Source organism: Ochrobactrum sp. C6C9 (genome assembly GCF_022627935.1).
Lineage (GTDB): Bacteria > Pseudomonadota > Alphaproteobacteria > Rhizobiales > Rhizobiaceae > Brucella > Brucella teleogrylli.
The window spans coordinates 1-16,568 of the sequence record NZ_JABXGB010000023.1 but is presented as its reverse complement, the minus strand read 5'-3'; the positions used below and the strand labels follow the sequence as shown (position 1 = coordinate 16,568).

Genomic DNA, 16,568 nt, shown 5'->3' with positions numbered 1-16,568 from the left:
AGCTTTTTACTGTGCCGTATAACCGCCATCGACCATTAGCGAAGACCCGGTGATGAATGAGGACTCGTCGCTGGCGAGGAAGAGCACAGCGCTTGCCACTTCCTCGGCCCGGCCAAGGCGACCCATCGGGTGCAGGGCAACCAGAGCGTCCTTCTTGTCGTCGGGAATATCTTTCAGAAGTGGTGTGTCGATATAGCCCGGGCAAACGGCATTTACGCGGATATTCTGCGTACCATAATCGATAGCCAGTGTCTGGGTCAGCAGTTTCACACCGCCTTTTGCCGCGGCATAGGCGGTCACGCCAGACTTGCCGACATGGCTGTGGATCGATCCGCAATTGACGATGACGCCGCCGCCTTGCGACCGCATCTGGTCGATTGCGTATTTATCACAGAGATAAACGCCGGTCAGATTGATATCGATGGTCTTCTGCCAGGCGCTTTCGTCAAGTTCGTCGATTGGTCCGTCCGCAGCAATACCGGCATTGGCGAACATGATGTCGAGACGACCGTAATTTTCCACTGTTCGGGCGATAAGCTCCTGAACAGCTTTGGTTTTTGTCACGTCTGTCTTGATGAAAATGGCCTGCTGGTGTTCACCGGCAAGTTCATCGGCCAGTTGCTGGCCGTGGTCGGCATAATCGGCAATGATAACGTTGGCGCCTTCGCGCACAAAAGCCCGGACCGTCGCTTCCCCAATACCGCTTGCCCCGCCCGTAACAATGGCCACTTTGCCTTTGAACCGCATTGCCTATGCTCCTCATCTTAAACTGATAAGTAGAGGATAGGGCGGCAGGGCGGAAAGTACATGCGTGAGCGTTATGCCTTGCGCAAATTTGTCAGCACCAGTTCCAGCGCGGCAAGAACCGTTGCATGGCGAATTTCAGCACGGCTTTTCGGGCCGAAACGGCATTCCCGATGCAGCGTTGGCTGGCCGTTGCGTGCGGAGGCGATATGGACGAGCCCGACGGGCTTTTCGTCTGAGCCACCGCCCGGACCGGCAACGCCGGTCACCGCGATGCTGATGCCCGCCCGCGAGTGCTTCAGCGCGCCTTCGGCCATGGCAATCGCCACTTCTTTTGAGACAGCGCCGACGCGGTTGATCAGCTCCATTGGCACGCCGATCATGTCGTGCTTGGCCTCATTGGAATAGGTGATGAAACCGCGATCCACCACATCGGACGAACCGGCAATATCGGTCAATGCACCGGCAATCAGGCCGCCGGTGCAGGATTCTGCGGTCGCAATCATCAGGCCGGCCTTGCGGCAGGCGTCCAGCAGCGCGATGGCTTCCTTCTCTGCGACGAGTTCGCTCATTCCGGCACCTCGCCGGGATAAATGACGGTGGCGGTGGCGATGGCTGCAATGCCTTCGCGGCGGCCGACGAAGCCAAGCTTTTCGTTGGTGGTTGCCTTGATGGAAACGCGGTCGGCGGCAATGCCGAGCATATCGCAGAGCGCTTCCGTCATGGCGGCGCGATGCGGTCCGATCTTCGGCGCTTCGCTGATCAGCGTCACATCGACATTGGCGATGCGCCCGCCAGCCTCACGAACGATTTTGGCGGCGTGCTCGATGAAGATGCGCGAGGCCGCGCCCTTCCATTGTGGATCCGATGGCGGAAAATGCGTGCCGATATCGCCTGCGCCGCGCGTGGCGAGCAGGGCGTCGGTCACGGCGTGGAGCGCCACATCGGCGTCAGAATGGCCGTTGAGCTTTGCTTCATGCGGAATTTTCACGCCGCATAGCGTGACATGGTCGCCCGGTTCGAAGGAATGGACGTCATAGCCATTGCCCGTGCGAATATCCGGAAAGGCGGCATGGTCTTGCCGCAGGCGCTTGTCTGCCATTTCAATGTCCTTTGCCCAGGTAAGCTTTGTATTGTCAGCCGAGCCTTCGATGATGCGCACGGCGAGGCCCTGCCATTCGGCGATGGCGGCGTCGTCGGTGAAATCGGTGCGACGAATGGCGAAGGCTTTTTCATGCGCTTCGAGAATAGGCGCATAGGGAAATGTCTGCGGGGTCTGTGCCGCGAACAGACCGGCGCGGGGAACGGTGGTCTTGACCGTGCCATCGATGGCGGATTGTTTCAGCGTGTCCGAAACGGCCAGCGCGGGGAGGACGCCTTCTTCCGGCGTCAGATTGCCGACGATGCGTTCGAGCAGTGCTTGCGTGATGAAGGGGCGCACGCCGTCATGGATCATCACATAATCCGGCGCGTGGTCCTTGAGGGCGAGGAGGCCCAGCCGTGTGGATTCCTGCCGTGTGGGGCCGCCGGTGACGACGATCGCATCTTTGTGGCTTTCTGGTATGGCGCGTTCATAAAGCGCGAGATCGTCTGGATGAATGACGACGACGATCTCGTCGACCAATGTGCAGTCGGTAAAGGCGCGCAAGGTGCGCGCGAGCACGGCTTCGCCGCCGATGCGCCGATATTGCTTCGGCCCTTCGACGCTTTGCCCCGCCCGTTCGCCCCGGCCGGCTGCCACAATGACCGCTGCTGTTTTCGGAATGATCTTTGCCTTTGCCAAAACGGATCGCTTTGAAGCCGAATAATGCCTTGCATCGACAAATGCCAGACTGCAATTGATTTATCGCTTAATCTATGCGCTTTTCCTTGCGTTCAAAAGATGAACTGATTAAAGTGTGTGCGTTATGCATCATGCACATGAAATAGGCATTTGTTGGTGACTTCTCTCGATCAGCCCTTGGATATCCGCGGCGTGGTGCTCAAGAATCGCGTTTTTCTGGCGCCGATGTCAGGCGTCTCCGATCTGCCGTTTCGCAAGCGTGCTGCCGCCGCCGGAGCGGGTATGGTCGTTTCGGAAATGGTGGCCAGCGCGGAACTCTGCAATCGTCACAAGGAAAGCCTGCTGCGCCTGTCGGGCGAAGGTTTGGGCACGCATGTGGTTCAGCTTGCCGGGCGTGAAGCGCATTGGATGGGCGAGGCGGCCAGGATTGCCGAAGGCGAGGGCGCCGATATCATCGATATCAATATGGGCTGTCCGGCCAAGAAGGTGACAGGCGGCTATTCCGGGTCGGCGCTGATGCGCGATCTGGATCACGCCATGACGCTTGTCGAAGCAACAGTGGCAGCGGTCAACGTGCCGGTCACATTGAAAATGCGGCTTGGCTGGGACGAAAACAGCATCAATGCTCCGGAACTGGCCAAACGGGCCGAGGATGCCGGTATTGCGATGGTGACGGTGCATGGCCGCACCCGCTGCCAGTTCTATGAAGGTCATGCCGACTGGGACGCCATTCGCGCCGTACGCGATGCGGTGAAAATTCCGCTCGTCGCCAATGGCGATGTGACGTCGCGTGAAGATGCGGAAGAGATTCGCCGCCGGTCGGGTGCCGACGCGGTGATGGTCGGGCGCGCTACCTATGGGCAGCCATGGTTGCCGGGCTCGATCGCGGGCAGTGCCTTGTCGTCTCAAGATGGAACAGGGATTATCGATTATATTATAATGCATTACGAAGATATGCTCGACCATTATGGTAGCAAAACGGGTATTCGCCATGCGCGCAAGCATCTTGGCTGGTATCTGGATCGTCACGCTGGAGAGTGTTCGACCTCAGCAGACAAGGCGGAAGTGATGACGCTGACCGATCCCGCAAAGGTGGTGGAAGTGCTGCGCCGGATTTTCGCGGCGCGGACGACGGATGCGCCAGAGTTGAAATCGGCGTTCAGAAAGGTCGCCTGATGCGCGAAAGAGATGAAAAGGGTAGCATCCCGTCGGTCATACTGGATGCGATCAGCCAGCCGGTCATTATGGTTGGGCCTGACAATCACATCGTTTATGCCAATCTGGACGGCGAGCAGTTCTTCCGCTCGGGTTCGTCCATATTGGCGCGCAACCGGCTGGAAAGTTTTCTGCCGTTTGGCAGCCCGCTTCTGGCGCTTATCGATCAGGTTCGCGCTAGCCAGATGCCGGTCAATGAATATCGCGTCGATATTTCTTCGCCGCGTCTTGGTGCGGAACGCATTGTCGATCTCTATGTCGCGCCCGTTGTTGAAATGCAGGGTGCCGTGGTCATTCTTTTCAAGGAAAAGACCATGGCGGAAAAGATCGACCGCCAGATGACCCATCGCGGCGCTGCGCGTTCAGTGACCGGGTTGGCCTCGATGCTGGCGCATGAAATCAAGAACCCGCTATCGGGCATTCGCGGTGCGGCGCAGTTGCTTGAACAGGTGGTGGGCGACGAGGATCGCGCGCTGGCGCGACTCATTACCGATGAAACCGACCGTATCGTATCGCTCGTGGACCGGATGGAGGTTTTCTCTGACGAACGCCCCATCGAGCGCACAGCTGTGAATATTCACGCGGTTCTGGACCATGTAAAGGCCGTGGCCCGCAACGGGTTTGCGCGGCATATTCGCTTCTCGGAAGATTACGATCCCTCACTGCCGCCGGTTTTCGCCAATCGCGACCAGCTTGTGCAGGTGTTTCTCAATCTGGTGAAGAACGCCTCTGAGGCCATTGGCGACCGCGACCACGGAGAAATCCTTCTCTCGACGGCGTACCGTCCCGGTATCCGGCTTCAGGTGCCGGGCGCACGCGACCGCGTTGCGCTGCCGCTGGAATTCTGCGTGCACGACAATGGGCCCGGAGTGCCGCAGGATATGCTGCCGCATCTCTTCGATCCGTTTGTGACGACCAAAACCAACGGGTCCGGCCTTGGACTGGCACTAGTGGCGAAAATCATCGGCGATCACGGCGGCATTATCGAATGCGACAGCCATCCCTCGCGCACCACTTTCCGCATTCTCATGCCTGCCTGGAAAAGCTCGGATATTGCTTCGCCAGCGCGCAAACTCACGACTGATTATACCGGAGACGACGCATGATAGCAGGACGCCCGACGGGAACCGTATTGGTGGCGGATGACGATGCGGCGATCCGCACTGTGCTCAATCAGGCGCTTTCCCGGGCCGGTTACGATGTGCGGGTCACTTCGAACGCCGCTTCGCTTTGGCGTTGGGTGGCGGCAGGCGACGGCGATCTGGTGATTACCGATGTCATGATGCCGGACGAAAACGCCTTCGACCTTCTGCCGCGCATCAAGAAGATGCGGCCGGAATTGCCGATTGTGGTGATGAGCGCCCAGAACACCTTCATGACGGCCATTCGCGCCTCGGAAGCGGGCGCTTATGAATATCTGCCAAAACCGTTCGACCTGACGGAACTGATCAATATTGTCGGACGCGCGCTGTCTGAACCAAAACATAAGCCGGCTTCGGTGATGCACGACGAGCCGGGCGAGAACATGCCTCTTGTCGGCCGTTCGCCCGCCATGCAAGAAATCTACCGCGTTCTGGCGCGTATGATGCAGACGGACCTCACCATGATGGTCACGGGCGAATCCGGCACCGGCAAGGAGCTGGTCGCAAGCGCCTTGCATGAATATGGCCGTCGCCGCAAAGGACCATTCGTTGCTATCAATATGGCGGCGATCCCGCGTGATCTGATCGAGTCCGAACTGTTCGGCCACGAGAAGGGCGCTTTCACCGGCGCGCAGAATCGGTCCAGTGGTCGCTTCGAGCAGGCCAATGGCGGTACGCTTTTTCTTGATGAAATTGGCGATATGCCGATGGAAGCCCAAACGCGTCTGCTTCGCGTGTTGCAGCAGGGCGAATACATGACCGTCGGCGGGCGTACGCCGATCAAGACCGATGTGCGCATCGTGGCAGCGACCAACAAGGATTTGCGCCAGCTGATCGCGCAGGGTCTTTTCCGCGAGGATCTTTATTACCGGCTTAATGTGGTGCCGCTGCGGCTGCCGCCGTTGCGTGAGCGCAGCGAGGACGTGCCTGATCTTGTGCGCCATTTCTTCAAGCGCGCCGCCGAAGAGGGCTTGCCTGAAAAGCGCATTACCAATGCCGGTCTCGACATGATGCGACGCTATCCATGGCCGGGCAATGTGCGCGAACTGGAAAATCTGGTGCGCAGGCTAGCCGCGCTCTATCCGCAGGAAGAGATTTCGCCGGAAATCATCGAAACCGAGCTGAAGGCGGAAATGTCGAAGCCCGACAGCATTCCGGCAGTGGCAGGTGATGCGGAAAACATCACGATTTCGCAAGCCGTCGAGCAAAACATGCAGCGTTATTTCGCTTCGTTCGGTGCCGATCTGCCGCCGCCGGGGCTTTATCACCGTGTGCTGGCCGAACTCGAATATCCCCTGATTCTGGCTTGCCTGACGGCAACGCGCGGCAACCAAATCAAGGCGGCGGACCTGCTCGGTCTCAACCGCAATACGCTGCGCAAGAAAATCCGCGAACTCGGCGTAAATATCTATCGCGGCGGGAAGGGAAACTGAGCCCGTCCGCCTGATCTTCGAGCCGCTATCTCTTTGTAACGGTAGCGGTCTCAGAGCCAAATCTTACCAATCGGGATGAAGATCGATAAGATTTGGCCGTGAAATAGATTTAAAACGCGAATTTCTGTTTGGTTTTAATGCCGTGTTGGCTTTTTGATGGGCTTCTTTACCGGCTTTTTCACATGCCTTTTGGGGGATGGCTTTTTCGCTTTCGCCTTTTTCTCCGCTTTGACTTGATGAACCAAGCCCGAGGAGATGTGGCTTGGAGCAGCAAATGCAGCCGGCGCGGAAATAAAGGAAAGCGCGATTGCCGCAGCAAAGATTTTTCTCATAATCAGTATCCTCAATGTTTTCAGTAATTCAAATATATATCTATAGATTGTCCTGTTTACGGCTGATTTGTAAACGAACGTTGCTGATATGAATTTTTATGAATATTCTGATCGGTGATAAATAAACTATTTATTGCTTTGAAAAAGTGGCAAGCGTCTCAATCGTCTGATTGAGATGACATTAGAGATATCAGTCTGCGGCGGTTCTGAATTTTGAGGAAAGTGTAATCTTGTCATTGTGAACGGCGAGCGTTTTGCTCCAACCGTGAAAATATTGGTGCCCCAGAGGGCATATAATTTCACATGTAAGGTATTGTTATTAAAGGGAATAATGTCGGTCCCGTTTCTCAGATACCAACATATATACCAACATCGGTTTCAATCGGTCATTTATCCACAATTTTTCGCATTCTGTTGCGCTATCGAATATGAAACGAAAACCGATCTTGCCGGCTGACCATGATGTGATCTGAAAGAGCGGGTTTCAGAACTCGCTTCTCGTTTCCGTTCTGGTTTCTTATTTGAATTTCACGCTCTACCGCCAGCGCGGATATTACGTTGTCTATGTCGGATAGCCGAGCTGGCGTCTCGTTAGCTATGGCGTTTATGAACGTTCCGTAGTGAACAGGGTCGTGTCCGTACGTGTCCCGTATCCGGCGAGCAATGTCTGTTTGAAGGCGATTGTGCATAATCTGGCGTTCGTGCTCGGCGAACATGAAATCTGGCGTGCGGCTTGGATCGTACCGTGGATCGAAACCATTAATTTCCAACCCACCGTACCCCTGATGGATCGAGTGGTTCTTTACAGCCCAATGGCTGTCTACCATTACGTTTCGTGCTTTCGCGTGTTGCGAGAGGTGCACTAACCATAGGTTCTTTTTTGCTTCTTGGCTCCTAATAAAGAAGGGCGTTGCAAATTGCGCGTTCGTGCTCTGTTGCAGGTGATCGAGTAGAAGATGCTGAATTGCGTATCGATTGGCGCCCGCATTCTTCAAATCAAGGACTTCTTTGATTTGATCGGCCGAAAGTTGGAGCTTTGACACCCCCGCAGCCCATTCCGGACGCTCGCTCATGTAATCTATAAGCCAGTCAACCGCGAATGTGAGAATACACTCAGCTCGTTCAAATTGGTGGAAAATGGATCGGATGGCGTCGAGAGGGGCAGCGGTGTATCCCTTCTGATCGAGAAGAAAGAGGGATCGACCCGCACCTCTGCGAGTGCGCTCAGCAATTGAATTCTGAATTTGACCAACGACTTTTTCGAACATTCCATTATGTAGAAAGATGTCTTTTCCAATTCGGTTTAAATAACCGCGCTTGGCGAGCTCTTCTCTGAGATGTTCTATTGCGCTTTTCTTGACGTCAACAAAGTGAAATTGAGCGTCTATTGTCAGCTTCTTATCTTTATTTTGGTTGAGGCGTTTTTCAGCGTTTTCGACCGCTTGGAGTAGAAGAAACGGCGTTCCGTCGACACGTTCTCCCTTTAGATCGAATGCGCCCCCTCCGCAAAATCCATCGACCAATGTGATGCGTAAGCGTTCAATTGTAGGATTTCTCACCACTGCGTCGAAGTACGAACTGAGATAGTGCTCAATGAGTTTCAACTTGGCGCCACTATGCGCTTTCAGCGGCGGTGGTTTACCTTTACTCCAATCAAACTCAGCTATAGCGGCTCTCCCCCAAGAATTAAAGCTATAGAAACATTTGTCCGAATTCTAACAATGTCTACGCGGCGTGGACAAGTGCCGCTCGCGTTTTCGGAAACTCTCGGACCAATCTACCGTCGAGCAGGCCGCCACCCTTTCCGTAAGGATCCGCGAGTTTGACGTCGGCGACGGCCTTTCCTTGCTCAGAAACCATTGGGTTATTACCGTACGCTCCCCACTGTTTATGAAAAGCAGCGATGCCAAATTTGTCGCAGTCCTCGACGATATCTCTGGCCCATTGACAATTCATGGGGCGGGCGTTGTGGCCGCTCTCGCCGCCCGAGATCAGCCAATGTGGCTTAGGATCGCTCTCTGCAATACGGAGCGGGCCAATAGCCGGCTCATAAGAAACAAACCATACAGCCGCAGGAATTTCCGCGAGAAAACGCTTTCGCTGGTCAAAACGAATTTGATCTTCCGCGGTAAATCCAAGCCAAACGTTTGGGTAGCCCGCTGTACCCCAGTCTTCGGGCAGCATCTTTCTTATGTTCTGAGGGCGCTTTGTCAAAAGCTGCCAGTCAAGCGAAGGCGTATCGCGAATTACCTGGAAAAGGTCGGTCCGCCAGCTGGGGTCTACTTGATTGTCGAACACATCGGCCAACGAAGCGCAAAAAACACGTTGGCGCCGGGCGTGCTGTGCTGCAAAAGCTGCTGCTTTCTGTTGCCAGATGTGCGGGGCTTTCCAATAGGCTTCGGTTGTGCGCTTCCGAGGCGAATTGCCCCATTTCACGTGGCCTGACCGTTTTGACCAAGCTTCAGCATAGCAATTGTCGCAGCCCGGGCTAATGTTGGTGCAACCGGTCCATGGATTAAACGTATGGTCGGTCCATTCAATAGTGGAATTCATCGCCATAATGCTAGCCCTTTTTACCCCAAACGTGGAAGCGAAAGCCAAGGTGTTATGGTGATAAAAACGTTAACAATTGAAGAAATTCATCCTACTTCGGGCGAACTATCGCAGCATTACGCAGCATGAAGCCATCCATGCTTACGAAGGGTGTCGTACGCGATGGCGATCTGCCTTGGAGAAAATTGTTTCTTACGTTCGTTCCATGCGTAAACTCGACTTTTTGCTTCTTCGGGTGTTTGGGCATCCTCGCGATTGGCGACCCAATGAACAGTTGCCAAAAGTTCAAGGCCGAACGGCGTTTCAAAACCGTCGACTAGCGCAGCTACTTTGTCGAAACGATGCGTCGTTTCGGGATTGTCTTGCAGAAAACGAGACGCTTCTTTTACTGCACCGGGAACCAGTTCGAGCTGTTTCGACGGTGCGTCGCCACCATCTGCGTAACCCGACACAAGGTGCCCTTCAATATCTTTTAAAACGTGCCGAAGGTTTTCCGCGTAAGGACCATACGGCGCCTTAGCGTATTTTAGCCTCAACGGTTCACCTGCTTCTTGCATGAAATACATAAGCTTATGCACTTCAATTAAGGTCACTAGAGGGTCCATCAAGCCCTGAAGATATCGATCCATCAACGTAACGAGCGCTGCTCGTCCAGTTGTCATTTTCGGAACGTCTCGAGAGCGCGTTGCAACGGGAGCAACTGTAGGTTCGTAAATTTTGACGTTAACCTGAGGTAAGGCACTAAACGCATCAATAATTCGTGGTTTCACGTCATTCCAATCGAGGCCACCCAATCCGCTACCCAATGGAGGAATTGCAATGGACCCAATATTCCGCTCCCGGATGGCTGCAACGAGCGCAACTAGGCCGCTCTCGATGTCTTCCATCCGGCTCTTTCCCTTCCAATGACGTTTGGTCGGGAAGTTAATTATATAGTGAGGATTTGTAAGCGCATTGGTTTTGTAAACGAACATGCGACCAGGCTGCACTTGCTCCAGAGCGCACGCTTTCTGGTATGCTTCGAAATTCTCTGGGAAAGCGTTTTTGAACTGCAAAGCAATGCCACGGCCCATTATCCCAACACAATTGACCGTGTTCACCAACGCTTCAACGTCAGCATTAAGTATATCGCCGGTAGTGAAATTTATCATTTGATGCCACTCCCTCAATAATACCAGTCTGCTTTAACTTTCACCGGTGGTCGGTGTGCTGCGTCACCGAACGCTGCCATCACGCGTGCCCCGATAGCTTCAGAATGCACTGCAATTCCTCGAACCAACTCCCACGGGAACCCATCATGCATAAGAAACTCAGCCATTTTATGATCTCTGCAATCTCTCCACTGCGTAGAACGGATTGCGTCCCAATTCAACTGATCTAAGTCCTCAATATCGCCAAAGAAGTCGGCTGCTCTGTTTGCAGCATTAATATCAGTAAAAGCCCAACGCTTGTCATTTTGTTCCGCCCACTCCACAGCCTCGTGCAGATCTGCCACAAGGTGAATAATTGGACCCTGGCCCTCACGGTAAGCGACATTTCGGGGATTTTTACGAGAAATTACATACAACATCACTGATCGCGGACACAGATAAAACGGCACATAATCACCCACGCATGTTCCGGCATGGCACGCAACGGGCAGAACCAAACGATCCGCCTTTATTTCGCCATTTCCAATTGCTGCGGGAGGCTGTCGCTTAACCATGACAGCGTCCGGCCAAAGGAACCCGTCTGAAATTATCGATTGCAGGTTATCGACGTGCACTATGTGATATATTTTAGGGCGTTCTGGGGCTGCCATTTGGACCATTTTGAAGCGAAGAATGATTCTTCGAGGAATAATATCATGTAAAATGCTCACCAGCGAAGTGGCTGTCCGTTGATGTTCGAAGCAGAAAATTCACTCGTAGTTCCTTGATCTTTACATCACTTCTTCTCTATCCGAAAATATTGTTCTCACGTACAGAAATTGTCCGAGATATGCTGGATGCTGTCGCCAACCCGGTGCGCTCGAAAAGCAATGAGATAGCACGTTCGAAGTATGCTATTCAAAATGGTACCAACTGGATTAGATGGATATGACTTACCGGGCTGATGAGAATATTCGAAAGCTGAACATCGACCGCTTTTTCAAGGTTATCACGCTCGCCGCGCACGGCGCGACAGAGGGCGAACGAAGCGCGGCGTTAGCGCGTGCGGAAGCCATGGCCGCCTCTGTAGGGCTTTCACTGAAAGACTTGATCCTGGAACTGCGAGGCGATCCGGTCGCCCAGGCAAGATCTGGCAAGGCCCCGCCAGTTGTTTCGCTCGCTGAAAAGCAACGATTGAGACGAAAGGCGCGAACGCTCCAGATCCAGATTGTCTTTTGGCTGATTGTGTCGACGCCGTTCGCTCTGATGTTATTTATCGCGCCTATATTTGCTGGATTTCAAGCTGTCATGGGAGATCCTGACGCCTACGGAGTAGCTTTCGGGATTAGCCTTGTTGGTCTGTTGTCGACCTACATGTATGTCAAATTTTGGAGAGTTTACGTTCTCGGATATTTCAAAGCCGCTGGTCGATTGCGCCGAAGTCTGATTTGAAAACGCCGCCCAGAGCAGAACCGGGCGGCGTTTCAGTTCGTTTGGACCGTTGTTATGGCATCGCGTTGCCGACGATTGGTGCAGTTTGCGCCGCCGAAAGAGCTGCGGCACGACCGTATTCGACAGGGAAACGGCGGCCCATCGCATCGCGGATAAGCTCGACCGACTGAGGGTCGATGAACATATCGGCCAGCGTACTGATATTTCGGCTTAACCTTGCGCGTGAAACAGTGTCGCCCGTGTTCTGGATTAAGCTGGCCACAATGTCTTTCGGTCGCCGAACGAACGTGTCGACCAGTCCCCCGCCCGCGGCCAGATCCGCATTCAGCGCCCGGTTGAACTCTGTCGCGCTGCCAATGGGTTTGCGACGGCCGGTTGCTTGAAGTACGTCCAGCAATTCGGGCATTGCCGCGCCCGCGTCGGGGCGGTCAATCGACCGGAGCACCGCATTCAATACTTCCTCACGTTGCGCGTTACCCGCTATGTCCTTGCGAAATTTAGCGCCTGAGAATTCGCGAACGCCTTCCTGGGTTTCAGTGGCCGCTTTATTGTAGCGATCGGCAAGATTTTGGCGGACAACCGAGCGCGTGACGTCAGGATCCTGATCCATCAACCGACGAATGGTGTCGGCTATTTCATCCTGCGACCCTGCAAGCGGATTGGAAGGTAAAACGGCATTCCCGACACTGGTCGTGTCGGAAGCCTGCTTAATGGCTCCCAGCGGACCTTGCTCCAGAGGGTCCAGTACGTCGCGACGCGTTGCTGCTTGCTGAGAAAGAGCAGCGTCGTATTCCGGTACTGCTTGCCGCGCGATATCGCGCGCGCCTGCACTGCCCGCTTCGCGTTTCGCGGCCAGTTCTGGCCCATAGAGCGGATTGGCTGCGACCCGTCCAGCTTCTCCCAGCGCGGCCATGTCTTTCGTCACGGCGTCGACAACTGCGACGGAATTATCAGGGTACTTTGCATAATCAGCACCGAGCTCAGCATTATTCCGAAGGCGTTGCAATCCCGCCGTAAAGCGTGGGTCGGCCGCGATCTTCTGAAACTCGCCATCCGGGATCAATTGACCCTCGGCGGCCTGATAGAGCGGCCGCGTCTGATTGTTAAGATCTCGCCGCACACCGTCAATTGCTGCGTCCGCCGCTTTCGAGGCGCGCGGGCCAAGCGTTGAAGGGGCGGTACTCTGTGGGGATATCTGATCCAGCACGTTGCCCACAGCTGTATCGACCTGACCCGGCCTGCCAGTGAAAAACGGCCCCATACGCGATTGGCCGTCCATAGAGCCTTCGACTATTCGCTGAAGATTGGGGAGAGCCGTTCCACCACCTTGTGCCTGTGCAATTGCTTCAGGACCGGTCAGTTGAACGCCCGTGCTATTGTTCTGGAGATTTATAGCGCGGTCCCAATCGATGGCGTCTACGTCGCCTGCGGCCCGGCGTAAGACGGCTTCTGGGGTGTTGCTGGCGCGCTGAACCGCCATACCCGCGTTTCCGGCGACTGCGCCGGCAACTCTGGCCCAAGGTTCAAGCGCGGTTCCCTCAGTAACTTGCCCGGCTGCTTCCGATGCGACGCCCGGAACAATAGCGTTCTGAAGGAGGTCTTTACCGTATTCCAGCCCTTTACGCACAACGCCCGTCGCCCCTTTGGTTGCCTTGGACGGTAGGCCGCCCGGAACAGCAAACTCACCGACGGTTTCCGCAAAACGTCCGGCGCGCGTTTTTGGCGCATACAAATTCTGATCCATATATTCACGAACGACATCCTGGGCGTTATTGACAGTCGTGTCTAACTGACCGCTCCAACCCGCGTCACGAATGGCGCGCGCTTGTGCGCGTTTTTCTTCCGAAGCTGGAGGCAAACCCAGTATCGTGCGAACTAGGTCGTCTCCTTTTTCCGCCAGATAGCCAGATCCCTGGTCGGCCAGCCTATGGGCCGTAATGGGTAGCATTACGGTTTCGGCGGCACCACGTGGTAACCCGCTGGCAAAGCTTTTAGCAGCGTCGCCAAGGGCGGATGTATCACTAGGATCTGCACGTATTTCTGGCGCGCTGTCAGCTCTTGAGGTGTTTCCCAGGCGCTTTTGCAATGCATTGCGCATAACGTCTCGCGCCGTCCCGTCGGGAAACTCAGCCACGGTGCCGTCTGGAAGTTCAACTTCAATCATTCTAACTCACCTGTTTCTGGGTTAAAGCGCAGGCGACTTCCGGACGGTGCTGGCGGTGTTAATGGTTCTTGTGAAGAGGGAGGCTCTTTGATGTTTCCGCGCTCGTGGATTTTACTATAAGCGTCCCCAGATACGCCTTTCGCCGCCTTGATGTAAGTTTCGAACTGACGTCTTTTGGCTGTCGTAACTTCCTTGCTTTCACCTGGCACCGGGATGAGTTCGAGCATTTTTCTTTCGTACTCCTGCTCGGTGACTGCCTGTCCGGACTGAGACATCAGCTGATAGGGGAGGGCTGTTCGCACGTTCTGATAAAATATTTGGCCCTCAGGGGACATTTGCGAGACGATTGCAGGTTGCATTGCCATAGGCAGGAGCCGCATCGCCTGTAAGGCTTGAAAATCAGTAGCGTTTGGAAGCTTCCCTTCATCAAAGGCAGTTAGGATCTGATTTGTCGCGCCTTCGGCCATTGTAACGGCATAACCGTTCTTATCTTCCGCTTCTGTGGTTTTTGCCAGGCCTGTCTCTTTCGCTCCGCCTGATAACTGCGCAGTGAATGTGCGAACACCTTGCGGCAGCGCTATTCCGGTTTGTGTGTCTTTGAACCCCACGGAAGGGTCATAAATCGCGGTCCCGGATTTGCCGTCCTGTGTCTGGTAATTCACCAAACCGGTTGTAACCGGAGCAATATATGGCTGCTGACCGATTGCATCGGTGCGCGAGACAAACTGGGGCTTACCGGTTGGGCCGACAATTTGTTCAATTGGCACATCGTGCATAACTTTGGCTTGCTGTTGTCCTGGTGTCAGTCCTCTAAATACAGCAGCTTGTAGCTCGTCCAAGGATTGCACCCCATGCAGTATTGGAGCAAACCCGGTAGCGTCCTGCGTTTGGTTCGGGATAAAGACGGTTTCTCCTGCCGCAGCTTTCACCGGCTGCGCGTACTGTCGCTGGAGTGCCCCGGCTTCTTGCAGTTTTCGATCTTCAATTGCGCGCGCATTATCCCGAACGTTGTTTTCGGTCGATGATTGATAGGAACGGTCGTAACCGTATCGTTGCGTCGCGTTTCCCTGGTCGACGGAATAATAGCTCTGGCTCGGATTAAAGCTGCCTGCGCCGACGCCATAACGATCCAGCTCTTCACGTGTAGTTTTCGGGTCTAAGGCTTTGGTGTAAAAATCAGACAAGCGACGCGCTTTCGCGTTCTCGGCGTTAGCTGCAGCCCATCCAGCGGCATCTGCCCCGCTTGGCGGTGCAAACAGATCCGCCAGATTGGCGCCAATTTGTGCCAACCCAGGACTATTATAGTAACCATTTTTCCGAATGGGCATTCTGGACCTCCTTAATGATGCTGGCAGTTACCCAAGAAAGCCCATTTCTTGGCGTCCACCTCTGCGGCACTACGCATCAAGGTGTCGCCGCGATCAGCAATTTCATTCCAGAGAAACTGCGCGTCCAGACGAGCGCGGAGATAGCATGCCAAGAATAGCTGCTGTTCCCTTTCATTCGTTGAAGGAAGCACCAAAGACCCCGCAGCGCCGAGACAAACGTAAATCCGCTCTCGGCTCAAATCCTTCGGCGCGGTGTCGCAAATATAGGGCGCTGCCTGCAACAACACGGTATTGAGTTCGTTGGCGAGGTCAAATGCCGAGTTGGCAAAATCTGGAAACTCATACGCTGCAATATGAAGCAAACGTAGGCCGTAGGCTGCGTAACGGGTAACTTCTTTGGGATCATCTAAAAGCGGAATATCCGCAAAGGCACCAATCGCCCGGATTGCCCATTCCTTTGATGGTCGGTTTTGCAAAGCTGATACGTTTTCGATCATCAGAAAGCGCCTTTTTTTGAGCCGTACAAGTCGTACAGGCTTTTCGACTGTTTCGGCGCCGATAGGGCGCTTGGGGTTGAAGGAGCGGTCGGGAAGTAGTTTCCCTTGCTAAGGCCAGCGTTGACAGCTAACCCGCCGCCAAGGTTCAGAATGTCGCCGAACATCTTCAACCCGTTTCCGGCGCTGTTCGCTGCTTCCAGTTCATAGGGAAGAACGCCTGACGAACCCTGTTTGAAGCCGCCAATCTGGCCAATCAACGAAGCGTCACGGGCCTGATTGCGGCCAATGTCGCCGATCACGTCACCGAAAGCGCGCAGATTGCCGAGATTTTTGGCGTTCTGGTTCGTGAAATCGCGCGCTTCCCCGCGCTTCTTCGCTTCTTCCTGGACGACGATATTCGACCCGGACTGCGGCATGACCATTTCTGCGGCGTTCTGCGCATTGGCGTCGCCCGCTTCGATCTGTTGCTGTGCGAAATAATCGCCGAGCTGCGTCGCCTTTTCGTCTTGCTGCCCACTGAAGTCCTGATACCGATCTTGCGACTGCGTGTTCAGCGCAGCAGCTTCTTTATCCAACGAACGTTGACGAATGCGTTCCGCCGCCATCGCGTCGTCGCGGGCGTTCTGGATCTTGTTTTGCGCCATGGTATTCGCGACGGTCGAACCGGCCGTCAACGCGATACCTGCGATTGTTAATGGGTCACAGATTGGAGTACCCTCCGTATGCGCCGTCTCTGTCCCATTGATTTAGGGCATTTTGGGTGAGTGAGGTTTCTGCCAGAAGGGTTTTCAGCAA

The 16,568-nt window shown here is 54.6% G+C and carries 16 protein-coding genes; 4 read left to right on the top strand and 12 right to left on the bottom strand.

Annotated elements, in window-relative coordinates; genetic code table 11:
- Positions 1-6: 6 nt before the first annotated feature.
- The 3 genes from HWD97_RS17500 to HWD97_RS17490 form a co-directional block, all read right to left on the bottom strand.
- A complete protein-coding gene (locus HWD97_RS17500; protein ID WP_109369140.1) occupies positions 7-747 on the bottom strand; it encodes an SDR family NAD(P)-dependent oxidoreductase in 741 nt (246 codons plus the stop codon).
- Between the two features lie 71 nt (positions 748-818).
- A complete protein-coding gene (locus HWD97_RS17495) occupies positions 819-1,316 on the bottom strand; it encodes a CinA family protein (protein WP_109369139.1) in 498 nt (165 codons plus the stop codon).
- Positions 1,313-2,527 (bottom strand): bifunctional 2-C-methyl-D-erythritol 4-phosphate cytidylyltransferase/2-C-methyl-D-erythritol 2,4-cyclodiphosphate synthase, encoded by a 1,215-nt coding sequence (locus HWD97_RS17490; protein ID WP_371835334.1) that lies wholly within the window; start codon positions 2,525-2,527, stop codon positions 1,313-1,315. The genes HWD97_RS17495 and HWD97_RS17490 overlap by 4 nt, the downstream gene beginning before the upstream one ends.
- A gap of 156 nt (positions 2,528-2,683) precedes the next feature.
- On the opposite strand from HWD97_RS17490, the gene dusB reads away from it, so the two are divergent.
- The 3 genes from dusB to ntrC are packed head-to-tail and all read left to right on the top strand — an operon-like array spanning position 2,684 to position 6,317.
- Positions 2,684-3,703, top strand: coding sequence for a tRNA dihydrouridine synthase DusB (gene dusB / locus HWD97_RS17485; protein ID WP_181376095.1), 1,020 nt, complete (start codon positions 2,684-2,686; stop codon positions 3,701-3,703).
- Positions 3,703-4,848: a nitrogen regulation protein NR(II) gene (locus HWD97_RS17480; RefSeq protein ID WP_121536234.1), complete on the top strand. Its 1,146-nt coding sequence runs from the start codon at positions 3,703-3,705 to the stop codon at positions 4,846-4,848. The genes dusB and HWD97_RS17480 overlap by 1 nt, the downstream gene beginning before the upstream one ends.
- The gene (gene ntrC / locus HWD97_RS17475; protein ID WP_109369136.1) at positions 4,845-6,317 is read left to right on the top strand and encodes a nitrogen regulation protein NR(I); all 1,473 of its coding nucleotides are present in this window, start codon (positions 4,845-4,847) and stop codon (positions 6,315-6,317) included. Before HWD97_RS17480 ends, ntrC begins: the two co-directional genes overlap by 4 nt.
- Before the next feature lie 134 nt (positions 6,318-6,451).
- On the opposite strand, the gene HWD97_RS17470 is transcribed toward ntrC, so the two are convergent.
- The 5 genes from HWD97_RS17470 to HWD97_RS17450 all read right to left on the bottom strand — a co-directional run bounded on the left by HWD97_RS17470 (position 6,452) and on the right by HWD97_RS17450 (position 11,003).
- Entirely contained in the window at positions 6,452-6,649 is a 198-nt protein-coding gene (locus tag HWD97_RS17470; RefSeq protein ID WP_109369135.1) for a hypothetical protein, read from the bottom strand.
- A 419-nt stretch (positions 6,650-7,068) separates the two neighbouring features.
- Positions 7,069-8,277 (bottom strand): three-Cys-motif partner protein TcmP, encoded by a 1,209-nt coding sequence (locus tag HWD97_RS17465; protein WP_371835344.1) that lies wholly within the window; start codon positions 8,275-8,277, stop codon positions 7,069-7,071.
- A 97-nt stretch (positions 8,278-8,374) separates the two neighbouring features.
- On the bottom strand, positions 8,375-9,208 hold the full coding sequence (locus HWD97_RS17460) for a phage Gp37/Gp68 family protein (RefSeq protein WP_371835333.1): 834 nt from the start codon (positions 9,206-9,208) through the stop codon (positions 8,375-8,377).
- Between the two features lie 110 nt (positions 9,209-9,318).
- The gene (locus tag HWD97_RS17455; RefSeq protein WP_371835332.1) at positions 9,319-10,353 is read right to left on the bottom strand and encodes a macro domain-containing protein; all 1,035 of its coding nucleotides are present in this window, start codon (positions 10,351-10,353) and stop codon (positions 9,319-9,321) included.
- Between the two features lie 14 nt (positions 10,354-10,367).
- Entirely contained in the window at positions 10,368-11,003 is a 636-nt protein-coding gene (locus HWD97_RS17450; RefSeq protein WP_371835343.1) for a DUF4433 domain-containing protein, read from the bottom strand.
- A gap of 271 nt (positions 11,004-11,274) precedes the next feature.
- Between HWD97_RS17450 and HWD97_RS17445 the strand changes: the two genes are divergently transcribed.
- Positions 11,275-11,784, top strand: a complete 510-nt coding sequence (locus HWD97_RS17445) for a hypothetical protein (RefSeq protein ID WP_371835331.1) — start codon at positions 11,275-11,277, stop codon at positions 11,782-11,784.
- 52 nt (positions 11,785-11,836) lie between these two features.
- Here HWD97_RS17445 and HWD97_RS17440 read toward each other — a convergent pair whose 3' ends face one another.
- The 4 genes from HWD97_RS17440 to HWD97_RS17425 are packed head-to-tail and all read right to left on the bottom strand — an operon-like array spanning position 11,837 to position 16,417.
- Positions 11,837-13,948 carry a hypothetical protein gene (locus tag HWD97_RS17440; RefSeq protein ID WP_371835330.1) on the bottom strand — a complete coding sequence of 704 codons (2,112 nt, stop codon included), beginning with the start codon at positions 13,946-13,948 and terminating at the stop codon, positions 11,837-11,839.
- Positions 13,945-15,276, bottom strand: coding sequence for a hypothetical protein (locus HWD97_RS17435; RefSeq protein WP_371835329.1), 1,332 nt, complete (start codon positions 15,274-15,276; stop codon positions 13,945-13,947). Before HWD97_RS17435 ends, HWD97_RS17440 begins: the two co-directional genes overlap by 4 nt.
- 11 nt (positions 15,277-15,287) lie before the next feature.
- On the bottom strand, positions 15,288-15,773 hold the full coding sequence (locus tag HWD97_RS17430) for a hypothetical protein (protein WP_371835328.1): 486 nt from the start codon (positions 15,771-15,773) through the stop codon (positions 15,288-15,290).
- The gene (locus HWD97_RS17425) at positions 15,773-16,417 is read right to left on the bottom strand and encodes a hypothetical protein (protein ID WP_371835327.1); all 645 of its coding nucleotides are present in this window, start codon (positions 16,415-16,417) and stop codon (positions 15,773-15,775) included. Before HWD97_RS17425 ends, HWD97_RS17430 begins: the two co-directional genes overlap by 1 nt.
- Positions 16,418-16,568: the final 151 nt, after the last annotated feature.

What these genes read in the sequence shown, in the direction of transcription:
- HWD97_RS17500 (WP_109369140.1), bottom strand. Translation starts at nt 747, where the DNA reads ATGCGGTTCAAAGGCAAAGTGGCCATTGTTACGGGCGGGGCAAGCGGT.
- HWD97_RS17495 (WP_109369139.1), bottom strand. Translation starts at nt 1,316, where the DNA reads ATGAGCGAACTCGTCGCAGAGAAGGAAGCCATCGCGCTGCTGGACGCC.
- HWD97_RS17480 (WP_121536234.1), top strand. Translation starts at nt 3,703, where the DNA reads ATGCGCGAAAGAGATGAAAAGGGTAGCATCCCGTCGGTCATACTGGAT.
- ntrC (WP_109369136.1), top strand. Translation starts at nt 4,845, where the DNA reads ATGATAGCAGGACGCCCGACGGGAACCGTATTGGTGGCGGATGACGAT.
- HWD97_RS17470 (WP_109369135.1), bottom strand. Translation starts at nt 6,649, where the DNA reads ATGAGAAAAATCTTTGCTGCGGCAATCGCGCTTTCCTTTATTTCCGCG.
- HWD97_RS17460 (WP_371835333.1), bottom strand. Translation starts at nt 9,208, where the DNA reads ATGGCGATGAATTCCACTATTGAATGGACCGACCATACGTTTAATCCA.
- HWD97_RS17455 (WP_371835332.1), bottom strand. Translation starts at nt 10,353, where the DNA reads ATGATAAATTTCACTACCGGCGATATACTTAATGCTGACGTTGAAGCG.
- HWD97_RS17450 (WP_371835343.1), bottom strand. Translation starts at nt 11,003, where the DNA reads ATGGCAGCCCCAGAACGCCCTAAAATATATCACATAGTGCACGTCGAT.
- HWD97_RS17445 (WP_371835331.1), top strand. Translation starts at nt 11,275, where the DNA reads ATGGATATGACTTACCGGGCTGATGAGAATATTCGAAAGCTGAACATC.
- HWD97_RS17440 (WP_371835330.1), bottom strand. Translation starts at nt 13,948, where the DNA reads ATGATTGAAGTTGAACTTCCAGACGGCACCGTGGCTGAGTTTCCCGAC.
- HWD97_RS17435 (WP_371835329.1), bottom strand. Translation starts at nt 15,276, where the DNA reads ATGCCCATTCGGAAAAATGGTTACTATAATAGTCCTGGGTTGGCACAA.
- HWD97_RS17430 (WP_371835328.1), bottom strand. Translation starts at nt 15,773, where the DNA reads ATGATCGAAAACGTATCAGCTTTGCAAAACCGACCATCAAAGGAATGG.
- HWD97_RS17425 (WP_371835327.1), bottom strand. Translation starts at nt 16,417, where the DNA reads ATGGCGCAAAACAAGATCCAGAACGCCCGCGACGACGCGATGGCGGCG.